This window comes from Halorussus aquaticus (assembly GCF_024218795.1).
In the GTDB taxonomy this organism is placed as follows: domain Archaea; phylum Halobacteriota; class Halobacteria; order Halobacteriales; family Haladaptataceae; genus Halorussus; species Halorussus aquaticus.
On the sequence record NZ_CP100400.1, the window covers coordinates 2,825,639 to 2,841,507 of the forward strand.

General features: G+C 65.6%; 12 protein-coding genes. 6 read left to right on the forward strand and 6 right to left on the reverse strand.

Annotated features, from left to right (window positions below; genetic code table 11):
• Window positions 1-4 precede the first annotated feature (4 nt).
• Entirely contained in the window at window positions 5-1,219 is a 1,215-nt protein-coding gene (locus NGM06_RS14570; protein WP_254267657.1) for a cyclase family protein, read from the reverse strand.
• Window positions 1,220-1,400: 181 nt separating this feature from the next.
• Between NGM06_RS14570 and NGM06_RS14575 the strand changes: the two genes are divergently transcribed.
• The 3 genes from NGM06_RS14575 to NGM06_RS14585 all read left to right on the forward strand — a co-directional run bounded on the left by NGM06_RS14575 (window position 1,401) and on the right by NGM06_RS14585 (window position 3,872).
• Window positions 1,401-2,252, forward strand: coding sequence for a helix-turn-helix transcriptional regulator (locus tag NGM06_RS14575; RefSeq protein WP_254267658.1), 852 nt, complete (start codon window positions 1,401-1,403; stop codon window positions 2,250-2,252).
• 111 nt (window positions 2,253-2,363) lie between these two features.
• Window positions 2,364-3,215: a cupredoxin domain-containing protein gene (locus NGM06_RS14580; RefSeq protein WP_254267659.1), complete on the forward strand. Its 852-nt coding sequence runs from the start codon at window positions 2,364-2,366 to the stop codon at window positions 3,213-3,215.
• A 210-nt stretch (window positions 3,216-3,425) separates the two neighbouring features.
• A complete protein-coding gene (locus NGM06_RS14585; RefSeq protein ID WP_254267660.1) occupies window positions 3,426-3,872 on the forward strand; it encodes an ester cyclase in 447 nt (148 codons plus the stop codon).
• A 105-nt stretch (window positions 3,873-3,977) separates the two neighbouring features.
• Here NGM06_RS14585 and NGM06_RS14590 read toward each other — a convergent pair whose 3' ends face one another.
• Window positions 3,978-5,708, reverse strand: coding sequence for a glutamate--tRNA ligase (locus NGM06_RS14590; RefSeq protein WP_254267661.1), 1,731 nt, complete (start codon window positions 5,706-5,708; stop codon window positions 3,978-3,980).
• A 114-nt stretch (window positions 5,709-5,822) separates the two neighbouring features.
• Here NGM06_RS14590 and NGM06_RS14595 point away from each other — a divergent pair, with 114 nt between their 5' ends.
• Complete coding sequence (locus tag NGM06_RS14595; protein WP_254267662.1) at window positions 5,823-7,910, forward strand: bacterio-opsin activator domain-containing protein; 2,088 nt, start codon at window positions 5,823-5,825, stop codon at window positions 7,908-7,910.
• Between the two features lie 208 nt (window positions 7,911-8,118).
• Complete coding sequence (locus tag NGM06_RS14600; RefSeq protein WP_254267663.1) at window positions 8,119-8,520, forward strand: DUF7344 domain-containing protein; 402 nt, start codon at window positions 8,119-8,121, stop codon at window positions 8,518-8,520.
• Between the two features lie 330 nt (window positions 8,521-8,850).
• On the opposite strand, the gene idsA3 is transcribed toward NGM06_RS14600, so the two are convergent.
• The 4 genes from idsA3 to mvk form a co-directional block, all read right to left on the reverse strand.
• Entirely contained in the window at window positions 8,851-9,912 is a 1,062-nt protein-coding gene (idsA3, locus tag NGM06_RS14605; RefSeq protein WP_254267664.1) for a geranylfarnesyl diphosphate synthase, read from the reverse strand.
• Window position 9,913: 1 nt separating this feature from the next.
• Window positions 9,914-11,266: a ribonuclease J gene (locus tag NGM06_RS14610; RefSeq protein WP_254267665.1), complete on the reverse strand. Its 1,353-nt coding sequence runs from the start codon at window positions 11,264-11,266 to the stop codon at window positions 9,914-9,916.
• A 593-nt stretch (window positions 11,267-11,859) separates the two neighbouring features.
• A complete protein-coding gene (locus NGM06_RS14615) occupies window positions 11,860-12,624 on the reverse strand; it encodes an isopentenyl phosphate kinase (RefSeq protein ID WP_254267666.1) in 765 nt (254 codons plus the stop codon).
• Window positions 12,625-13,776 (reverse strand): mevalonate kinase, encoded by a 1,152-nt coding sequence (gene mvk / locus NGM06_RS14620; RefSeq protein ID WP_465260981.1) that lies wholly within the window; start codon window positions 13,774-13,776, stop codon window positions 12,625-12,627.
• 52 nt (window positions 13,777-13,828) lie between these two features.
• Between mvk and NGM06_RS14625 the strand changes: the two genes are divergently transcribed.
• Window positions 13,829-15,865: a prolyl oligopeptidase family serine peptidase gene (locus NGM06_RS14625; protein WP_254267668.1), complete on the forward strand. Its 2,037-nt coding sequence runs from the start codon at window positions 13,829-13,831 to the stop codon at window positions 15,863-15,865.
• The last annotated feature ends 4 nt before the right edge of the window (window positions 15,866-15,869 follow it).

Below are 15,869 nucleotides of genomic sequence, written 5' to 3' on the forward strand. Positions count from 1 at the left end.
TCGGTCAGCCTGACTCGTCGTCCATCGTCGCTTTCACGGCGACCGGATTGATGGGCGCGCCGGTCGCGCGCTCGATGTTCAGCGGTGCGCCCGCGAAGAGGAAGTCGTACACCCCGTCGGTCGCGCAGTTCTCCGCGAGTTCTTCGAGCCACAGCACCTCCGCGAACGGGACCCCGAGGTTGCGGTGGAACGCCCCGTGTAGCGGGACGAGATACTGCTCGCCGTCGATGACCTGCACGTTCTTCTCCACGCTGAGCGTGTCGCCGCCGACGACGGGGAACTCCATCTCGTGGACCCAGTTCACCAACTCCTCGCTGTAGCAGATTCCCGGTTCTTCGAGCGGTTTCCACTCGTACTCCGGGTCGTCGTCGCGGGCGCGCGCGGCCGACCCGGTCCGAATCAGGGGCACGTCGCGCTTCCCGAGCGTCACGTCCTGCTGGTAGGCGGTCCGCTGTAGGTCCTCCTTCGAGACGCAGGCGTTGGGTTCCAGTCGGTCGGTCTCCCCGCCCAGCGCCCGGCCCACGTCGAGCAGGACGCCCCGGCCGACGATGCCGTGGTCGGCGACGGGCGAGATGTCGGCTCTCCCCAGCCCGCGGGTCTCGCTCACCTGCTCGCCGTCGCAGCTCTCCAGCGGTTCGTCGAACTCCTTGGTCGCCGCGGTCGTGCTGGCGTCGAACCCGTTGTAAATCCGGTCGCCGTACCACGCGTGGCCCGGCGCGTCCACGTGACTCGTCCCCTGCGGGTAGAGTCGGTTGACGAATCGGTCGTCGCTGAACTTCAGGCCCCCGGCGGACGGGTCGGCCTCACCCTCCTCGTAGGACTGCTCGTCCTGCGTGTTCGTTCGTCTCGCGACGGTTCTCGTCGGGAAGATGGGGTCGTTCGCGACCTCGCCGGTCATCGAAATCTGGAGCGTGAACGTCTCGACTCCGTCCGCGTCGGCCCTCGTGGCGGCCTCCATCCCGGCGAGCGCCTCCTCGCTCCCGAGGAAGTTGAACGCCCCGAGTTCGTCGTCGTCGCCCCAGCGTCCCCAGTTCCGCGGCGCGTCTTCGAGCAGTGCTTCGAGGTCGCCCTCCGGTCGGTCGGACTGGGCGACGACCTCGCTCGGTGCGACCCCGGCGGCCGCGAACGCCAGCATCGCACCCGACCCCCGGAGGAACTCCCGGCGGTCGATGTCGCTATCCGTGCAGTCGCAGGTCGACTCCGTGTTCTCCTCTGTCATATCTCCCCCAGCATTCCCCCGTAGAGACGCTCCAGCCCCAATACATCGCGCATCCGACCTGCACCTCACGACCGTGCGCGACGGAATGCCACACGTACCGACTGCGCGAACACCTATGATTTTTTGGATGGGTTACCGCGTCGGCCGAACATTGATACCAATTGGCATGGACCGGCTAGGTATGACCACGGAAACCGAGGCGATATCCGACGACGCGTTGGCGGACGTGGCTTACCTGTCTCGGTCGAGAAACCGTATCACGATACTGGAGGCGCTCAGGTCGGGACCGCATCCCTCCGGACGCTTGGAGGAGAGAACGCAGGCGTCCCGTTCGACGTTAGAGCGCATCCTCACGGAACTCGAAGAGCGCGGTTGGGCCGAACGGAGTCCCGACGGGTACGTGACGACTCCGGTCGGCGAGCGAGTTATCGGCGAGTTCCGGCCAGTCGTCACGGCGATGGGGTCCATCCGAACGCTCGGAGAGGCGGTCGCGTGGCTCCCGGACGAGGAGCTATCCATCGGTCTCCATCACTTCGACGACGCGACGGTCAGACGGACGACCCCCAACAGTCCGATGGCGGAAGCCACCTATCTCCTCGAACTGATGCGAGAGGCCTCCGTGTTCCGCACTCTCACCTACATCGCACCGCCACTGTCACTGCTACAGAGCATGCGCGACAGCGTCGTCGAGGGGCGGATGACGGCGACGAACGTGCTCACCGACGACCTCGTCGGGTACCTCCGTGAGAGACCCGAACAGACGCCCTACTGGCGGGAATACGTGGAAGCCGGAGCGCGCATCTACTGCTACCGAGGACACATTCCGTGTAACGTTTTCGTCGTGGACGAGACGGTGCTCATCGCGAACAACGACCCGGATTCGGGCCACCCGTGCGAGTTCATCGAAACGACGGACGAGACGGTACGGTCGTGGGGCCGGGAACTGATCGAAACGTACAGACGGAACTCCGAACGGCTCACCCCCGAGACGTTCACGGAAGAGTCTCGGATGTCGGCCGAGCATACCTCGTGAGGGTCCGCCGACGGAATCGGGTCGGACGGTGCCCGTGTTCACGCCGTGAACAGATTCTCACGGAGTAAGGGTATGACAAACCGTACCATACCACATTCTGGGCGTGATGCGATGACAGAACCCAACGAGAGAAAGACACGAGAACCGCGCGAACGAACCGAACGCGACTGGTTCGGCGTCGAGCGACGACCCCTTCTGAGGGCACTCGGCATCGGTACGGCACTGCCGCTCGGAACCGGCCTCGCAACCGCCTCCCGCGAGGCGTCGAACGTCCGGGCCGACGCGGGGAGGGCGTCCCACCAGATCGACCCCGTGTTCGGATACCCCACGACGGACGTCGATTCCATTCCGGCGTCCATCCAACCGGATCACGAAGTCGAACTGCACAGGAACTTCCCGGAGAACCCGGAGAACCCCGAGCGCCCCTCTCTCTTCCACTTCGAGCCGAGCGGTCTCAAGGTTCACTCCGGCGACATCGTGCAGTTCACCTACACCAGCCCCAACCACACTATCTCGCCGTACCATCCCGACCACGGCTTCCAGCGCCGAGTTCCGAAGGGGGTCCCGCCGTTCTCGTCGCCGCTCGTGGCGGAGGACGGCGCGTGGCTCTACCGGTTCGACCACGAGGGCGTCTACGACCTGTTCTGTGGCGTCCACGAGGTCACGGGCATGGTGATGCGAATCGTCGTCGGCGACATCGGCAAGAACGACGTTCCGGCGTACGTGGACACGTTCGAGGCCGAGCCACCGTTGTTCCCGCCGGTTAGCAAGGAACTCCTCGAAACCGAACTGAACGCGACGAGCGACAGCAACAAGAACGTCGAGTGGACGTGGCTGACAGCGCCCGAGGTCCTCAAAACGAACGCGCTGAAGCCGATGGCCGTACAGGAGAGCGGGTCGGTACCGTTCGAGGCGGTCGCCAACGAACTCGGCATCGCGTTCGACCCCGACGAGGAGCACTGAGCGGCGCAGTACTGTCGAACGCGCGAACGAACCGACGACGGTGACGGTGAACTCGACGGCGACGGGCGTGTCGGTCGAACGGCCGATGAGTCGGGGGTACTCCCGTCTCCCAGTTAGACGGGACACGTCCGGCAGTCACGCCGTGAACAGATTCTCACGGGGTAAGGGTATGGGAGGCTCTCCCGTAGGTAGACGAGGGTGAGCTAACAGATGTCGGAAGCGAAATCGACCGCGGAACAGCTCGTGAGAACCTACGTGGACGTCTGGAACGAACGGGACTACTCGAAGCTACCGGACATCGTCTCGGAGTCGTTCGTGATGCACGACCGGGCCGCGCCCGAGGAAGGAGTTCCCGGCTCGGCGGGCGAGATTCACGGACCCGAGGGGCTGGAGCAGTTCGTTCGCGAGGTTACGACCGGCTTCCCCGACTTCGAGGTGACGATTCTCGACCTCGTTTCGACCGACGGACTGGTGATGTACGAAGGAGAGATTTCGATGACTCACGAGGGGGAGTTCGACGGAATCCCGCCGACCGGACGCACGGCGCAGTTCCGAGAGATGTCCAAGTTCCGCGTGGCGGACGGTGCGATACGGGAGCATCGAGCCTACTTCGACCAGCAGGAAATCTACGAACAACTCGGACTCACGGAGGACTGAGAACGAATCGCTGGGTGTTCGAACCGGGAAGTCGTTGCGCGTAACCTCGACTCTTTCGTGCCGGGAGTTGGACTCGGAGACGGCCGACCGTCGGTTCCGAGACGGCTACTCGTGGGCGAAGTAGACGACCGTCTCGTCGTCGGCCTCTTGGCGGTCCACTCGCGCGAACCCGACGCGCTCGAACTGGACCATCTCGTCGGGGTCGGCCTCGCGGAATCCGGGTTCGGCGTAGCCGACCACGTCGCCGTCGGGGGTCCGCATCTGCGTCAGCGTCGCGCTGTCGGCGGGCACCCAGTGAATCACGTCCACGCCCTCCTCGCGGACCGCGGTGATGTCGTCGCCGACGTAGTCGAGTTTCTCGCCTTCCTTGCGGAAGCACCCGAAGCCCTTGAGCCAGATGCGCTCGCCGTCGGCGGGCACGTCTGACTCCTCGATGCGGACGCGGTTGCCCGGGTCGATGTCCCGGGTGCCCCGCTCTTCGTGGTCGGGGTGGACCGGCGGGTGGGCCGCGTCCGGGAACTCCCCGGCGAGCGTGAAGTCGGCGTGGTCCTCACGCACGAAGAAGTAGCGGTCGGCGTCGTCGTCTATCAGTTCGCGGTTGTTCGAGTAGACCGTACTCATCGCGAGGTCCACATTGCTCGTCGAGGTGCCGAGACCGACCATCGCCTCCACGATGGCTTCCCCGCGGATGCCGCGTCGGCGGACGCTCGGGATGGTCGGGGCGCGCGGGTCGTCCCACCCGTCGAGTTCGCCCGATTCGATGAGTTCCCGGATGGTCGAGGTGGACATCTTCACGTCGTACTCGTCCACCTGCACGTGGCCCCAGTGGATGACCTCGGGGTACTCCCAGTCGAAGTAGTCGTAGACGAACTGCTGGCGCTTCGCGGAGTCCTGCAGGTCGATGCCGCGGATGATGTGGGTGACGCCCGTGAGGTGGTCGTCCACGCCCGACTGGAAGTCGAGCATCGGCCAACAGCGGTACTCCTCGGCCTCCTCGCGCGGGTGGGGCGTGTCGATGATGCGGAAGCCGACCCAGTCGCGCAGCGCCGGGTTCTTGTGTTCGATGTCGGTGCGCACGCGGAGGACCATCTCGCCGGACTCGTACTCGCCCTCGACCATCGCCTCGAACTCCTCCATCGTCGTCTCGGCGTCCTTGTCGCGGTGGGGGCAGGCCTCCGCGGAGTTCTTCAGGTCGGAGAACTCCTCGCCAGAACACGAGCAGGTGTAGGCCCCGCCCTTCTCGATGAGGCGTCGGGCGTGGTCGTAGTAGGTTTCGAGGCGGTCGCTGGCGCGGTAGACCTCGGCGGGTTCGAAGCCGAGGTAGTCGATTTCGTCCAGAATCTCGTCGTAGGCCCACAGCATCGGGCGACCGACTCCGGCCTCGGGGTTGGTGTCGTCGAATCGCAGAATGAACTCGCCGTCGTACTCCTCGGCGTAGGTACCGATGACCGCGGGCATCCGGGCGTGACCCATGTGCCACGGACCGTTGGGGTTGGGCGCACAGCGCATTCGGATGTCGTCGTACTCCTCGGCGTTTGGCAGGTCGGGGAGAATCTGGTCCTCGCCCTCGTCCTCGCTCTCTATCTCCTCCAACCAGTCGGGCGCGAGTTCGGCGAGTCGCTCGCGGCGCTCCTCGACGCTCGACTCGTTGACCCGCGAGACGACCGGGGCGATGACGCCGGGTATCTCGTCGCCGTGCTGGCGGAAGTCGGGGTTCTCGCCCATCAGCGGTCCCATGACTGCGCCCACGTCGGCCTCGCTCTCGTGCTTGACCGCGTTGACGAGGGCGTGTTTCTCTGCCTCCGTCTCGATTCGCTCTCGGAGTTCGTCGTTCATTACGTTGCGATTGGACGGTCGTCGGGAAAACTCGTCCGGATTCTGTTCACCCCGAACGCCTCGACGTACTAACCGGGACCCTTAGGTTCGCCGGAGCGTACGGACACCCAGAGAGTGACCTCCGAACGCCAGACCCCCGAACGGGCGAACCTCGACCGACAACGTTCCGAACGGGTGACCGAAGACAGAACGACCCAAGCCGGACCGACGGGGGACCGACCGCCGGGCGACCGCGCGCGGAAGACGGTGCGAGTCCTCTCCGTGGACGAGGACGGCCCGCCGTCGGCGCTGTCGGACGACGAGGACGTGTCGGTGTCGGCCGTCTCGACGGCCACCGCCGCGCGCGAGGTCCTCGCGGCCGACGAGCGCGTCGACTGCGTCGTCAGCGAGTACGACCTCCCCGACGGCGACGGACTCGACCTGCTCGAATCCGTCCGGAACCACTACCCGGACCTGCCGTTCGTCCTCTTCACCGGGTCGGGCAGCGAGGCGGTGGCCAGCGAGGCCATCGGGATGGGCGCGACGGACTACCTGCCCAAAGGGACCTGCGGCGACCGCCTCCGGGAGCGAGTCGGGCGGGCCGTCGCCACCGCCAGCGTCGAGACCGAATCGGGTATCTCCGTGGACAGACTCCGCGAACTGACCAACGCGTTCCCCGACGTGGCGTTCGTCATCGACGAGAACGGCCGGTATCTGGAGGTGATGACCGGCCCGGACACGCAGGACCTCCGGACCGTCGAACAGGAGCGACTAGTCGGGACGCACCTCCACGACGCCTTCCCCGAGTCGCAGGCCGACCGCTTCCTCGGTCTCGTCCGGAAGACGCTCGAAACCGGCGGCGTGGAGACGACGGAGTACGAGACCGAGACCGCGTCGGGCGAACGCTGGTTCGAGGGCCGAGTCGCACCGCTGGGCGGTACCATCGACGGCCGCGAGGCGGTGGTGTGGGTGGCCCGGGACGTGACCGACCGCCGGAACAACGAGCGCCGACTCGCCGAGAGTCGGGACGCGTTGACTCGTCTGAACCGCATCAACGGCCTGATTCACAGCATCGTCCAGTCGCTGGTCGGGTCGGCGACCCGCGAGGAGATAGAACGGACGGTCTGCGAGGAGCTAGCCAACTCGGAGTTCTACCAGTTCGCGTGGACCGGCGGACCGTGGGTCAAAGACGAGCGAATGCATCCGGACGTCGTCGTCGGCACCGACCGCAGCGAACTGGAGCGACTCGTGGCGGCGACCAGCGCCCGCTCCGACGAGGAGAACTCCTTCGCGCGCGTCGTCCGCGATGGGGAGTCGGTCGTCGTCCGCGACCCGGCCGAGTCCGAACTCCTCGCCGAGCGAGAGCGCGAGATGATGCTCGACATGGAGATGTCCTCCGCGGTCCTCGTCCCGCTGACGTACGGGAACACGAACCACGGTATCCTCGGCATCAGTGGAGCGTGTACCGGTGCGTACAGCGACCGCGAACTGACCGCACTCGAAACGCTCGGGGAAATCGTCGCCTTCGCCATCAACGCGGTCAAGAACCGGAACCTGCTGCTGTCGGACACCGCGGTCGAACTGGAGTTCCGGGTCGAGGGGTCGAGTTCCGGGTTCGGCCGACTCTCGTCCGAACTCGACTGCAAGTTCACCCTCGAAGGCGTCGTCGCCGTCGCCGAGGACAGACTGCTCGAATACGTCGCGGTCGAAGGCGCGTCGGCATCGACGGTGTTGAACCGGTTGGACGACATCGCTACGGTCGAACAGAGTCGAATCGTGAGCGAGGACGACACCGAGAGCTTCATCGAACTCCACCTCCCGGAGTCCGGCGTCAACCAACTCGTCGAGGCCGGTACCGTCGTCGAATCCGCGGTGGCCGAGGACGGCGTGGCGCGGTACGTCGTGGAGGCGTCCTCGGACGTGAACGTCCGGAACCTCGTCGAAACCTTCCGAACGACGTACCCGGACGCCGAACTGGTGAGCAAGCAGGAGGCCGACCGACCGGTCGATACGTCGCAGGGGTTCCGCCGGCGACTCGGCGAAGACCTGACCGACAAACAGCGAACCGCGCTCCAAGCGGCGTACTTCGCGGGCTACTACGAGTATCCTCGCGAGAGCACAGGCGAAGACGTCGCCGAATCGCTCGACATCTCGTCGCCGACGCTCCACCAGCACCTCCGGGCCGCCCAGCGGAAACTCGTCGGTAGCTTTCTCGACAACTGACCGCTCGTACCGGCCGTCCGTTCGGCGCTTCACGCCCGGGTGAACGACCGTTCGTTCGGCAGGGTCTTCACCCGTTGAGTGAACGTTCGTTCTACCTCTAAAACCGTTGATATTCGGCGTTTGACACTCTCTCTCGGGGTTACCTTAATGTTGAGGCATGGGTTTGTTAGTCCCTTCAGGCGAACGATTCGAGTGGAGGTCAGCCGCCATGAACTACGATTCCATTCGGTCGAGAAACGAGAGCGACCACGCCCTCCAGAACGGTCGCGCAGTCAGGACTCCTTCGTTCGACACGCTCTTCGACATCCTCGCGGAGAGTCGCCGTCGGTACGCACTGTACACGCTCCTCGGAACCGGGGACGGGTTGGCCGACGTTGAAACGGTGGCCGACGAAGTCGCGATGTGGGAAGCCCGCACCGACGACGACCCGATCACCGAGTCCCTCCGAGAGGAGATTGCCGACGAACTCCGGGAGGAACACCTTCCGCGTCTCGCCGATGCGGACGTCGTCGAGTACGACGCTCGAAGCGACGTCGTCCGCTACTGGCGACAACCGACGCTAGAGGAGTACCTCGAACACACCCACTACAAGGAATTTCCTGACGAATAGTCCCCGCTACGAACAATCCACGCTGGGAATCGTCCCCCGCTGACGCTGTTCCCCGCACGCGGTTCTCCGTATTTCCCTGTCTTCTCCCTCCGTCCGTCTTCATCGACTCTCTTGGTACTGCGCTCTCCGGACGTCACGTTCTCTCATACCAACCGGTCTTTGCTTCTCGCAGACTGCTAACGCGCGACTTCTGTCTGTGACACGTCCCGATAGCCTCTGAGCGGGCAGGTGGACACGGACGGCAAGTAGGGAGGGGACGAGAGACAGATGAACGCAACGACAGCTAGCCGTGGCTACTGCGTCATCGACAAGACGGAAAATTCGGAGGGGTCAGTAACCGCGCTCGATGAGGTAGTCCGCGATTCCTTCGAGGAGTTCCTTCGACTCGTTGTCGGGGAGGACTTCGAGGCGGTTCTTCCCGGTCTCGACCAACTCCTGCGCTTTCTCCTTGGCGTAGTCGATGCTTCCGGCCTCTTCGAGACGACCGACCGCCGCTTCGATTTCGGCCTCGGTGACGGCATCGACGTCGTCGGTGCCGACCAGTCCGTCCACGTCCACGCCCTGCTCGCGGGCGTGGAGCGTGATGATGGTCTGCTTGCCTTCGACGAGGTCGCTCCCGCGCTGTTTCCCGAGTTTCTCGCTGGGCACCGTCAGGTCGAGGACGTCGTCCTGAATCTGGAACGCCCGGCCCACGTCGATACCGTACTGGTAGAGTTGCTCGATGGTCTCGTCGTCGGCACCGAGCAGGATGGCCGGGATGGTCGCCGCCGCGCCGTACAGCACGGCGGTCTTGTGTTCTATCATCTGGAGGTACTCCTCGGGGAGTACGTCGTCTCGCCCCTCGAACGCGATGTCGCGGGCCTGCCCCTCACAGATGTTCGTGCAGGTCGTCGCCAGCACGTCCACCGACTCGACCACGCGGTCGGCGGGCGCGTCGCCCTCGATGAGAATCTCGAACGCCTTCGAGTAGAGGGTGTCGCCAGCGAGAATCGCGGTCCCGGTGTCGTACTCCCGGTGGACCGCGGGGACGCCTCGGCGCAGGTCGTCGTCGTCCATGATGTCGTCGTGGATGAGCGTGAACGACTGGATGACCTCGATACTGACCGCGGCGGCCATCACGTCCACGTCCTCACCGTTGACGTCCGGGAAGTCCCGATAGTCCACGTCTCCGGGGTTCGCGTCTACGTCCGCGAGCGCTTCGGCGACGAGTAACAACACGGTCGGCCGCAGGCGTTTCCCGCCCGCGTCGAGCAGGTACCGAACGGCCTCGTAGAGACGCTCCGGTTCGTCTATCGGCAGGTCCTCGTCGATGGCCGCGTTGACGATTTCGCGTCGGTGTTCGACCGCTCCGAGTACCTGCTCTTCCAATGTCTCGGCGCTCGCGTCAGTCATGTTACTCGGCGAGTTGGATGATGTTGCCGTTGCTCGTCACGTGGAGGTCGCGGCCTAGTTTGTAGCCCTGACTCTCACAGAGGCTCACGTACGGGGAGAATCCTTTCATGTCCTGGTGGGCCGGGATGACGTTCTGAGGCTGGAGCGCGTCCAGCATCTCGTAGTGGCCCTCCTCGCGGAGGTGGCCCGAGACGTGGATGTCGTCGTAGATGCGCGCGCCCTGCATCTTCAGGAGGCGCTCGGACTGGTAGCGCTGGCCCTCGTTGGTCGGTTCCGGAATCACGCGGGCCGAGAAGATGACCTTGTCGCCGTCTTCCAGTTCGTACGGCGTCTCGCCGCGGCCCATCCGGGTGAGCATCGCGCGGGGTTCGCCCTGATGGCCGGTGACGATGGGGAGGTAGTTCTCCTTGCCCTCCTTCATGATTCGCTTGAACGTCCGGTCCACGGACTTACGGTGACCGAACATCCCCATGTCCTCGGGGAAGTCCACGAAGTCGAGTCGCTCTGCGGTGCCGGAGTACTTCTCCATCGACCGGCCGAGCAGGACGGGTTCGCGCCCGATGTCCTGGGCGAACTCCACGAGGCTCTTGACGCGAGCGATGTGGCTGGAGAACGTCGTCGCCACGATGCCGCCGTCGTAGTCCTCGATGGAGGTCATAACGTCTTTGAGGTGACGCCGTGCGACCGATTCGCTCGGCGTTCGACCCTTCCGACCCGCGTTGGTACAGTCCTCGATGTAGGCCAGCACGCCTTCGCCCTCGCGGCCGATTTCGCGGAAGCGCTTCATGTCGATGGGGTCGCCCAGAACCGGCGTGTGGTCCATCCGCTTGTCGAGACCGTAGACGACGGCCCCTTCGGGCGTGTGGAGGACGGGGTTGATGGCGTCGATGATGGAGTGAGTCACGTTGACGAACTCCAACTCGACTTGTCCGGAGTCGCCGATGGACATCGTCTCGCCCGCTTCCATCTTCACGAGGTCGTTCTCGACGCCGAACTTCTGCTCGCCCTGAATCTGCTGTTTCACCAACTCGATAGTGTAGGGCGAGGCGACGACCGGCGCGTTGTATCGGTGGGCCAACTTGCTGATGGCACCGATGTGGTCGAGGTGACCGTGGGTCGGCACGATGGCCTGCACGTCGCCTTCGAGGTCCGACATGACGCGGTCGTCCGGGATGGCCCCCATGTCGATGAGGTCCAGACTGTGCAGTTTCTCTGTCTCGACGTTGTCGTGGAGGAGAACCTTCGAGAGGTTCAGCCCCATGTCGAAGATGACAACGTCGTCGCCTGCGCGCACGGCAGTACACTGCCGTCCGACTTCTTCGTAACCGCCGATGGTTGCAATTTCGATTTCCATAGTTTCACCTTTTGTACGCAAAGCCACGCCGTTTCCGTGGTGAAGCCACGCCGTTCCCGCGGCAAGGCCGCGTCGGTTCGTGGCAGAGCCACGCCACGTGGCGTCCGTACGTACGTAAACCTGCTCGGGCGCGAGGTCCCGTCCGCGGCGTCTTGCAGCCGTCGGCGGGACCTCGGGGTGGCAACAGCCACGTACTCCCGAGCTATCGGTCTATGGGGGCTTTACGCACTCCGGTAATAAAAACTGCCGGGATTGACCGAGTTAATCGCGTGATGAAGGTTGCGGTTGGTACGCACCGAGCCGAACCGGAACGAATCCAGTAGAGACCGGCACCGTCTCGGAGTCCGAGAACGACCGTCAGCCACGAGCAGAAGGACCGATAGGCCGTCTCGCCCGGTCTCTCTAACTACTCGCCGAAGTTTAAATGCGAAAACGGAGGTAACTCGGTACGGACGCTTCGTGCGGTCGCTCGGTGCGGGCCGCGAACCGCCAGTCCGACTAACTCGAAAGAGCTGAGCCAGAATTCACCGCGCTAACCGAGAGAAGGTCAGCGCCACGCACGTCGGGGTATCTTCAGTACACTCGGGACGAGTTCATCGCCCGTCGATTCGCGTACCGGGGTCCTCGCCCGCAAGGAAGTCCCGGAGGTCGTCGGGACCGAAAATCGTCGCTGGCGAACCCAGCGACAGCAACGCCCGGACCTTCCCGGCCATCCCGCCGGTCACGTCGGTCGCGTCGCTCTCGCCGAGATACTCGGCCACTTCGTCGTACGTGCTAATCTCGGGAATTACGTCGTCGCTGTCGTCCAGCACGCCGGGAACAGTCGAACAGAACCCAACGCGGTCGGCGTCGATACCGGTAGCGACGGCAGTGACCACTTCGTCGCCGCTGAGGATGGTCACGCCCTCGCCCTCGTGGGACACCACGTCGCCGTGGAGAACCGGGACGAACTCCTCGCCGAGCATCGTCTCGACCTGCTCTGTCAACAGCGTCAGGTCGGCCGCCGCGTCCCGATAGGCCGCCGAGAAGGGGTGAACCGGAACCGCGGGGACGTCGCGGTCGTGGAGGCGCGCGAGGACGAAGTCGTTCAGCGTCTTCATCGCGCCGTGTATCTCGACCGCCGCCGCTGCGTCTCCGGAGCCGCGGGTCTTCGAGACGCCGTGTTCGCTGGCGTGGTGGTGGCCGAAGCTTCCGCCGCCGTGGACCACGACGAGGTCCGAAACGTCGCCCCCGGTGACTGCGTCGGCGATGGCGTCGGCGGCCGCGTCGAGCGCCGGGCCGTCCAGCGCCTCGGGGCGGTCCTTGTCGGTGACGACGCTCCCGCCGAGTTTGACGACGGTGGTTTCGCGGCCCGCCATCTACTCGTCCTCCACGCGCACGCCGTCGGTGTCGAGTCGCGCACGGAACGCGGTCTCGCAGCCCTGCGTGTACTCCAGCGCGGTCTCGGTCCCCTCGGTCGGGTCCAGCGCGACGATGCAGCCGCCGCCACCCGCACCGGTTAGCTTCGCTCCGAGCGCGCCCGCGTCGCGGGCGGCCCAGACCATCTGGTCCAGCGACCGCGAGGAGACCCCGAGCGCTTCGAGCAGACCGTGGTTGAAGTTCATCAGTTCGCCGAGTTCCGCGATGGTTTCGCGGAGCGACTCCGACTCGCTCGCGCCGCCTTGCTCGCCGGTGGCCTCGGTGAGGGCCTGCTCGCCGTGGCGGACGATGTCGCCGATGCTCTCGACGGTGTCGGCCGCGAAGTCGTACTCCTCGCGGAGCGCCCGCACGCCCGCGACGAGTTCGCCGGTGTCGCCCTCGCCGCCGTCGAACCCGATGACGAACGACAGGTCGGGTGCGTCGATGGACCGGCAGTCGTCGCCCTCGACTCGGACTGCGCCGCCCGTCGCCGAGCAGAAGGTGTCGGCCCGAGAGGCTTCGCCGTCTTGTACCTCGAGTTCGGCCCGATAGGCTCGCTCGGCGACCTCTTCGGCGGGGAGTTCGACGCCCAACTCCCGGGTCCCGGCGTCGATACCCGCCGTGGTGACCGCCGCCGAGGAACCCAGCCCAGCGCCCAGCGGAATGTCGCTCTCGACGGTGATGTCGAAGCCAGCGTCGGGCGCGTCCGCGGCGTCGCGCGCCTGCTCGACCGCGGCGTCGATGTACCCGATTCCGGCCTGAATGAGCGACTCCGAGACGTCCACGTCGGGCGCGTCGTCGTTCTCGTCGCTGTACTCTACCGTGAACCCGTCCAGACTCAGGTCCTCGGCGTGCACTCGGATGCGGTCGTCGTCCCGCGCTTCGACGGTGACTCGCGCCCGGCGCTCGATGGCGCACGGCACCGCCGGTTCGCCGTAGACGACCGCGTGCTCTCCGAACAGGTAGACCTTGCCCGGAGCGCTCGAAACGACCATGTTGGAGGGTTCCGCTCCGGGGGTTAATTCGTTTGCGAAGGCGACTGCAGGTGACGGAGTGCGAGAAGCGCCGAGTTCGGCGCGAGTGACGGAGAGATCCAGTCGGACCGACGTCATCGACCTGCAGACTCCCGGAACGTTAAGGACGATACATTGCCCAAAGCGTGGTATGCACGACCCACCCGTTACCGAGCGACGCGAGGTCGTCGAGGAGATGCACGGCGAGGAGATACGTGACCCGTACCGCTGGCTCGAGGACGACAACGAGGGTGTCCACGAGTGGGTCGAACGTCAGAACGAGTACGCCGACCGAGTCCTCGGTAGCGACGCCCGCGACCAACTCGCGCCGCGGTTGGAGACCCGGGCCGCGGTCCCGGAGTACGGCGTCGTCACGCCGCGCGAGCGGGGCTACTTCCAGACTATCGAGGCCGCCGACGAGGACCACGCGAAACTCTGCGTCCGGTCGGACCTCGACGCCGCACCGACCGTCCTCGCCGACCCGAACGAGTGGCCCGACGGGGAGTCATTGGACTGGTACACGCCCTCGCCCGACGGGTCGCTCGTCGCCTACGGGCGGGCGGAAGGCGGCGAAGAGCAGTACGACGTGACCGTGCTGGACGCCGAGACCGGCGAGACAGTGGAGGTACTCCGAGACTGCGGGCGGGCGGGTCCCGAAGGTTTCGCGTGGTCGGACGAGAACTTCTACTACGTCACCTCCGGGTCCGCCGACGAAGGCACCCAACTGGAGAAGCAGATTCGCTACCACGAACTCGACGCTGGCGAGTCCCGGGCGGTCGATGATCCGGTTCTCACCGACGACGTGGGAGAACACGTCTGGCCGTCACTCGGCTACACCGACGACACGCTCGTCGTCGCGTTCCACGCAGGGTGGACGCACTCGGACGTGTACCGTTGGGAGTCGGACGGTCCCGCCCCCGCCGACGGCGAACTGGTTCGACTCGTCGCCGACACCGACGCCTCGTTCCGACCGAACGTCGCGGACGGCACCGTCTACATGCTGACTGACTACGAGGCTCCGCGTTCGCGCGTGGTGGCCTGCGACGCGACAGCGACCGAGACCGACCCGGACGACCTCGCCGAACTCGTGCCAGAGAGCGACGAGACGCTGACGTACTTGGTCGTGGCGGGCGATTCGCTCGTCGTCCAGAGCCAGCGCGACGCCCGGTCGTCGCTGTCCGTCTACGACCGCGACGGCGACCACCGAGGCGAGGTCGACCTGCCGGAGGACACCGCCGTCGGTCGGGGAGACCTGACCGGCGACCCCGAAGCCCCGGAGTTCTGTTTCCGCGCTCAGACGTTCGACCGTCCGCCGTGGGTCGCACACGGCCGGACCGACACCGGCGAGACGACCACTATCAGCGAACGCGACCCCGAGTCGGACCTCGACCTCGTAGTCGAACAGCGGTTCTTCGAGTCCGCGGACGGTACCGAGGTCCCGGCCTTCGTCGTCCACCGCGACGGCGTCGAGCGCGACGGCGACAACCCGACCGTCCTCTACGGCTACGGCGGGTTCCGCATCAACCTCACGCCGAGCTACGACCGGTTCCGTGTTCCGTTCCTCGAAGACGGCGGCGTCTACGTACAGGCAAACCTCCGCGGCGGCGCGGAGTACGGCGAAGACTGGCACCGACAGGGCATGCGCGAGAACAAGCAGAACGTCTTCGACGACTTCTACGCGGTCGCCGAGGGTCTCGTAGACGCCGACTACACCCGACCGGAGAGACTGGCGGCGATGGGCCGGTCGAACGGCGGTCTGCTGGTCGGCGCAGCCGTCACCCAGCGTCCGGACCTCTTCGGCGCGGCGTCGTGCGGCGTCCCCCTGCTCGACATGCTCCGATTCCACGAGTTCCTACTCGGGGAGTCGTGGACCGTCGAGTACGGGTCGCCGGAGGACCCCGAGGCCTTCGAGTACCTCCGGGCGTACTCGCCGTACAACAACGTCGAAGAGCGCGCGTATCCGGCGGTCTACTTCGAGACCGCAGCGGGCGACACCCGCGTCCATCCCGGTCACGCCCGGAAGATGACCGCCCGTATGCAGGCCGCCAACACCGGCGAGGAGCCGATTCTCCTCCGGACCCGGACGGAGACGGGCCACGGTGTCGGCAAGCCGACTTCGATGACCGTGTCTGAGCAACTCGACAGGTGGGCGTTCCTCTACGACCAGCTAGACGTATCGGAGACGTAACCTG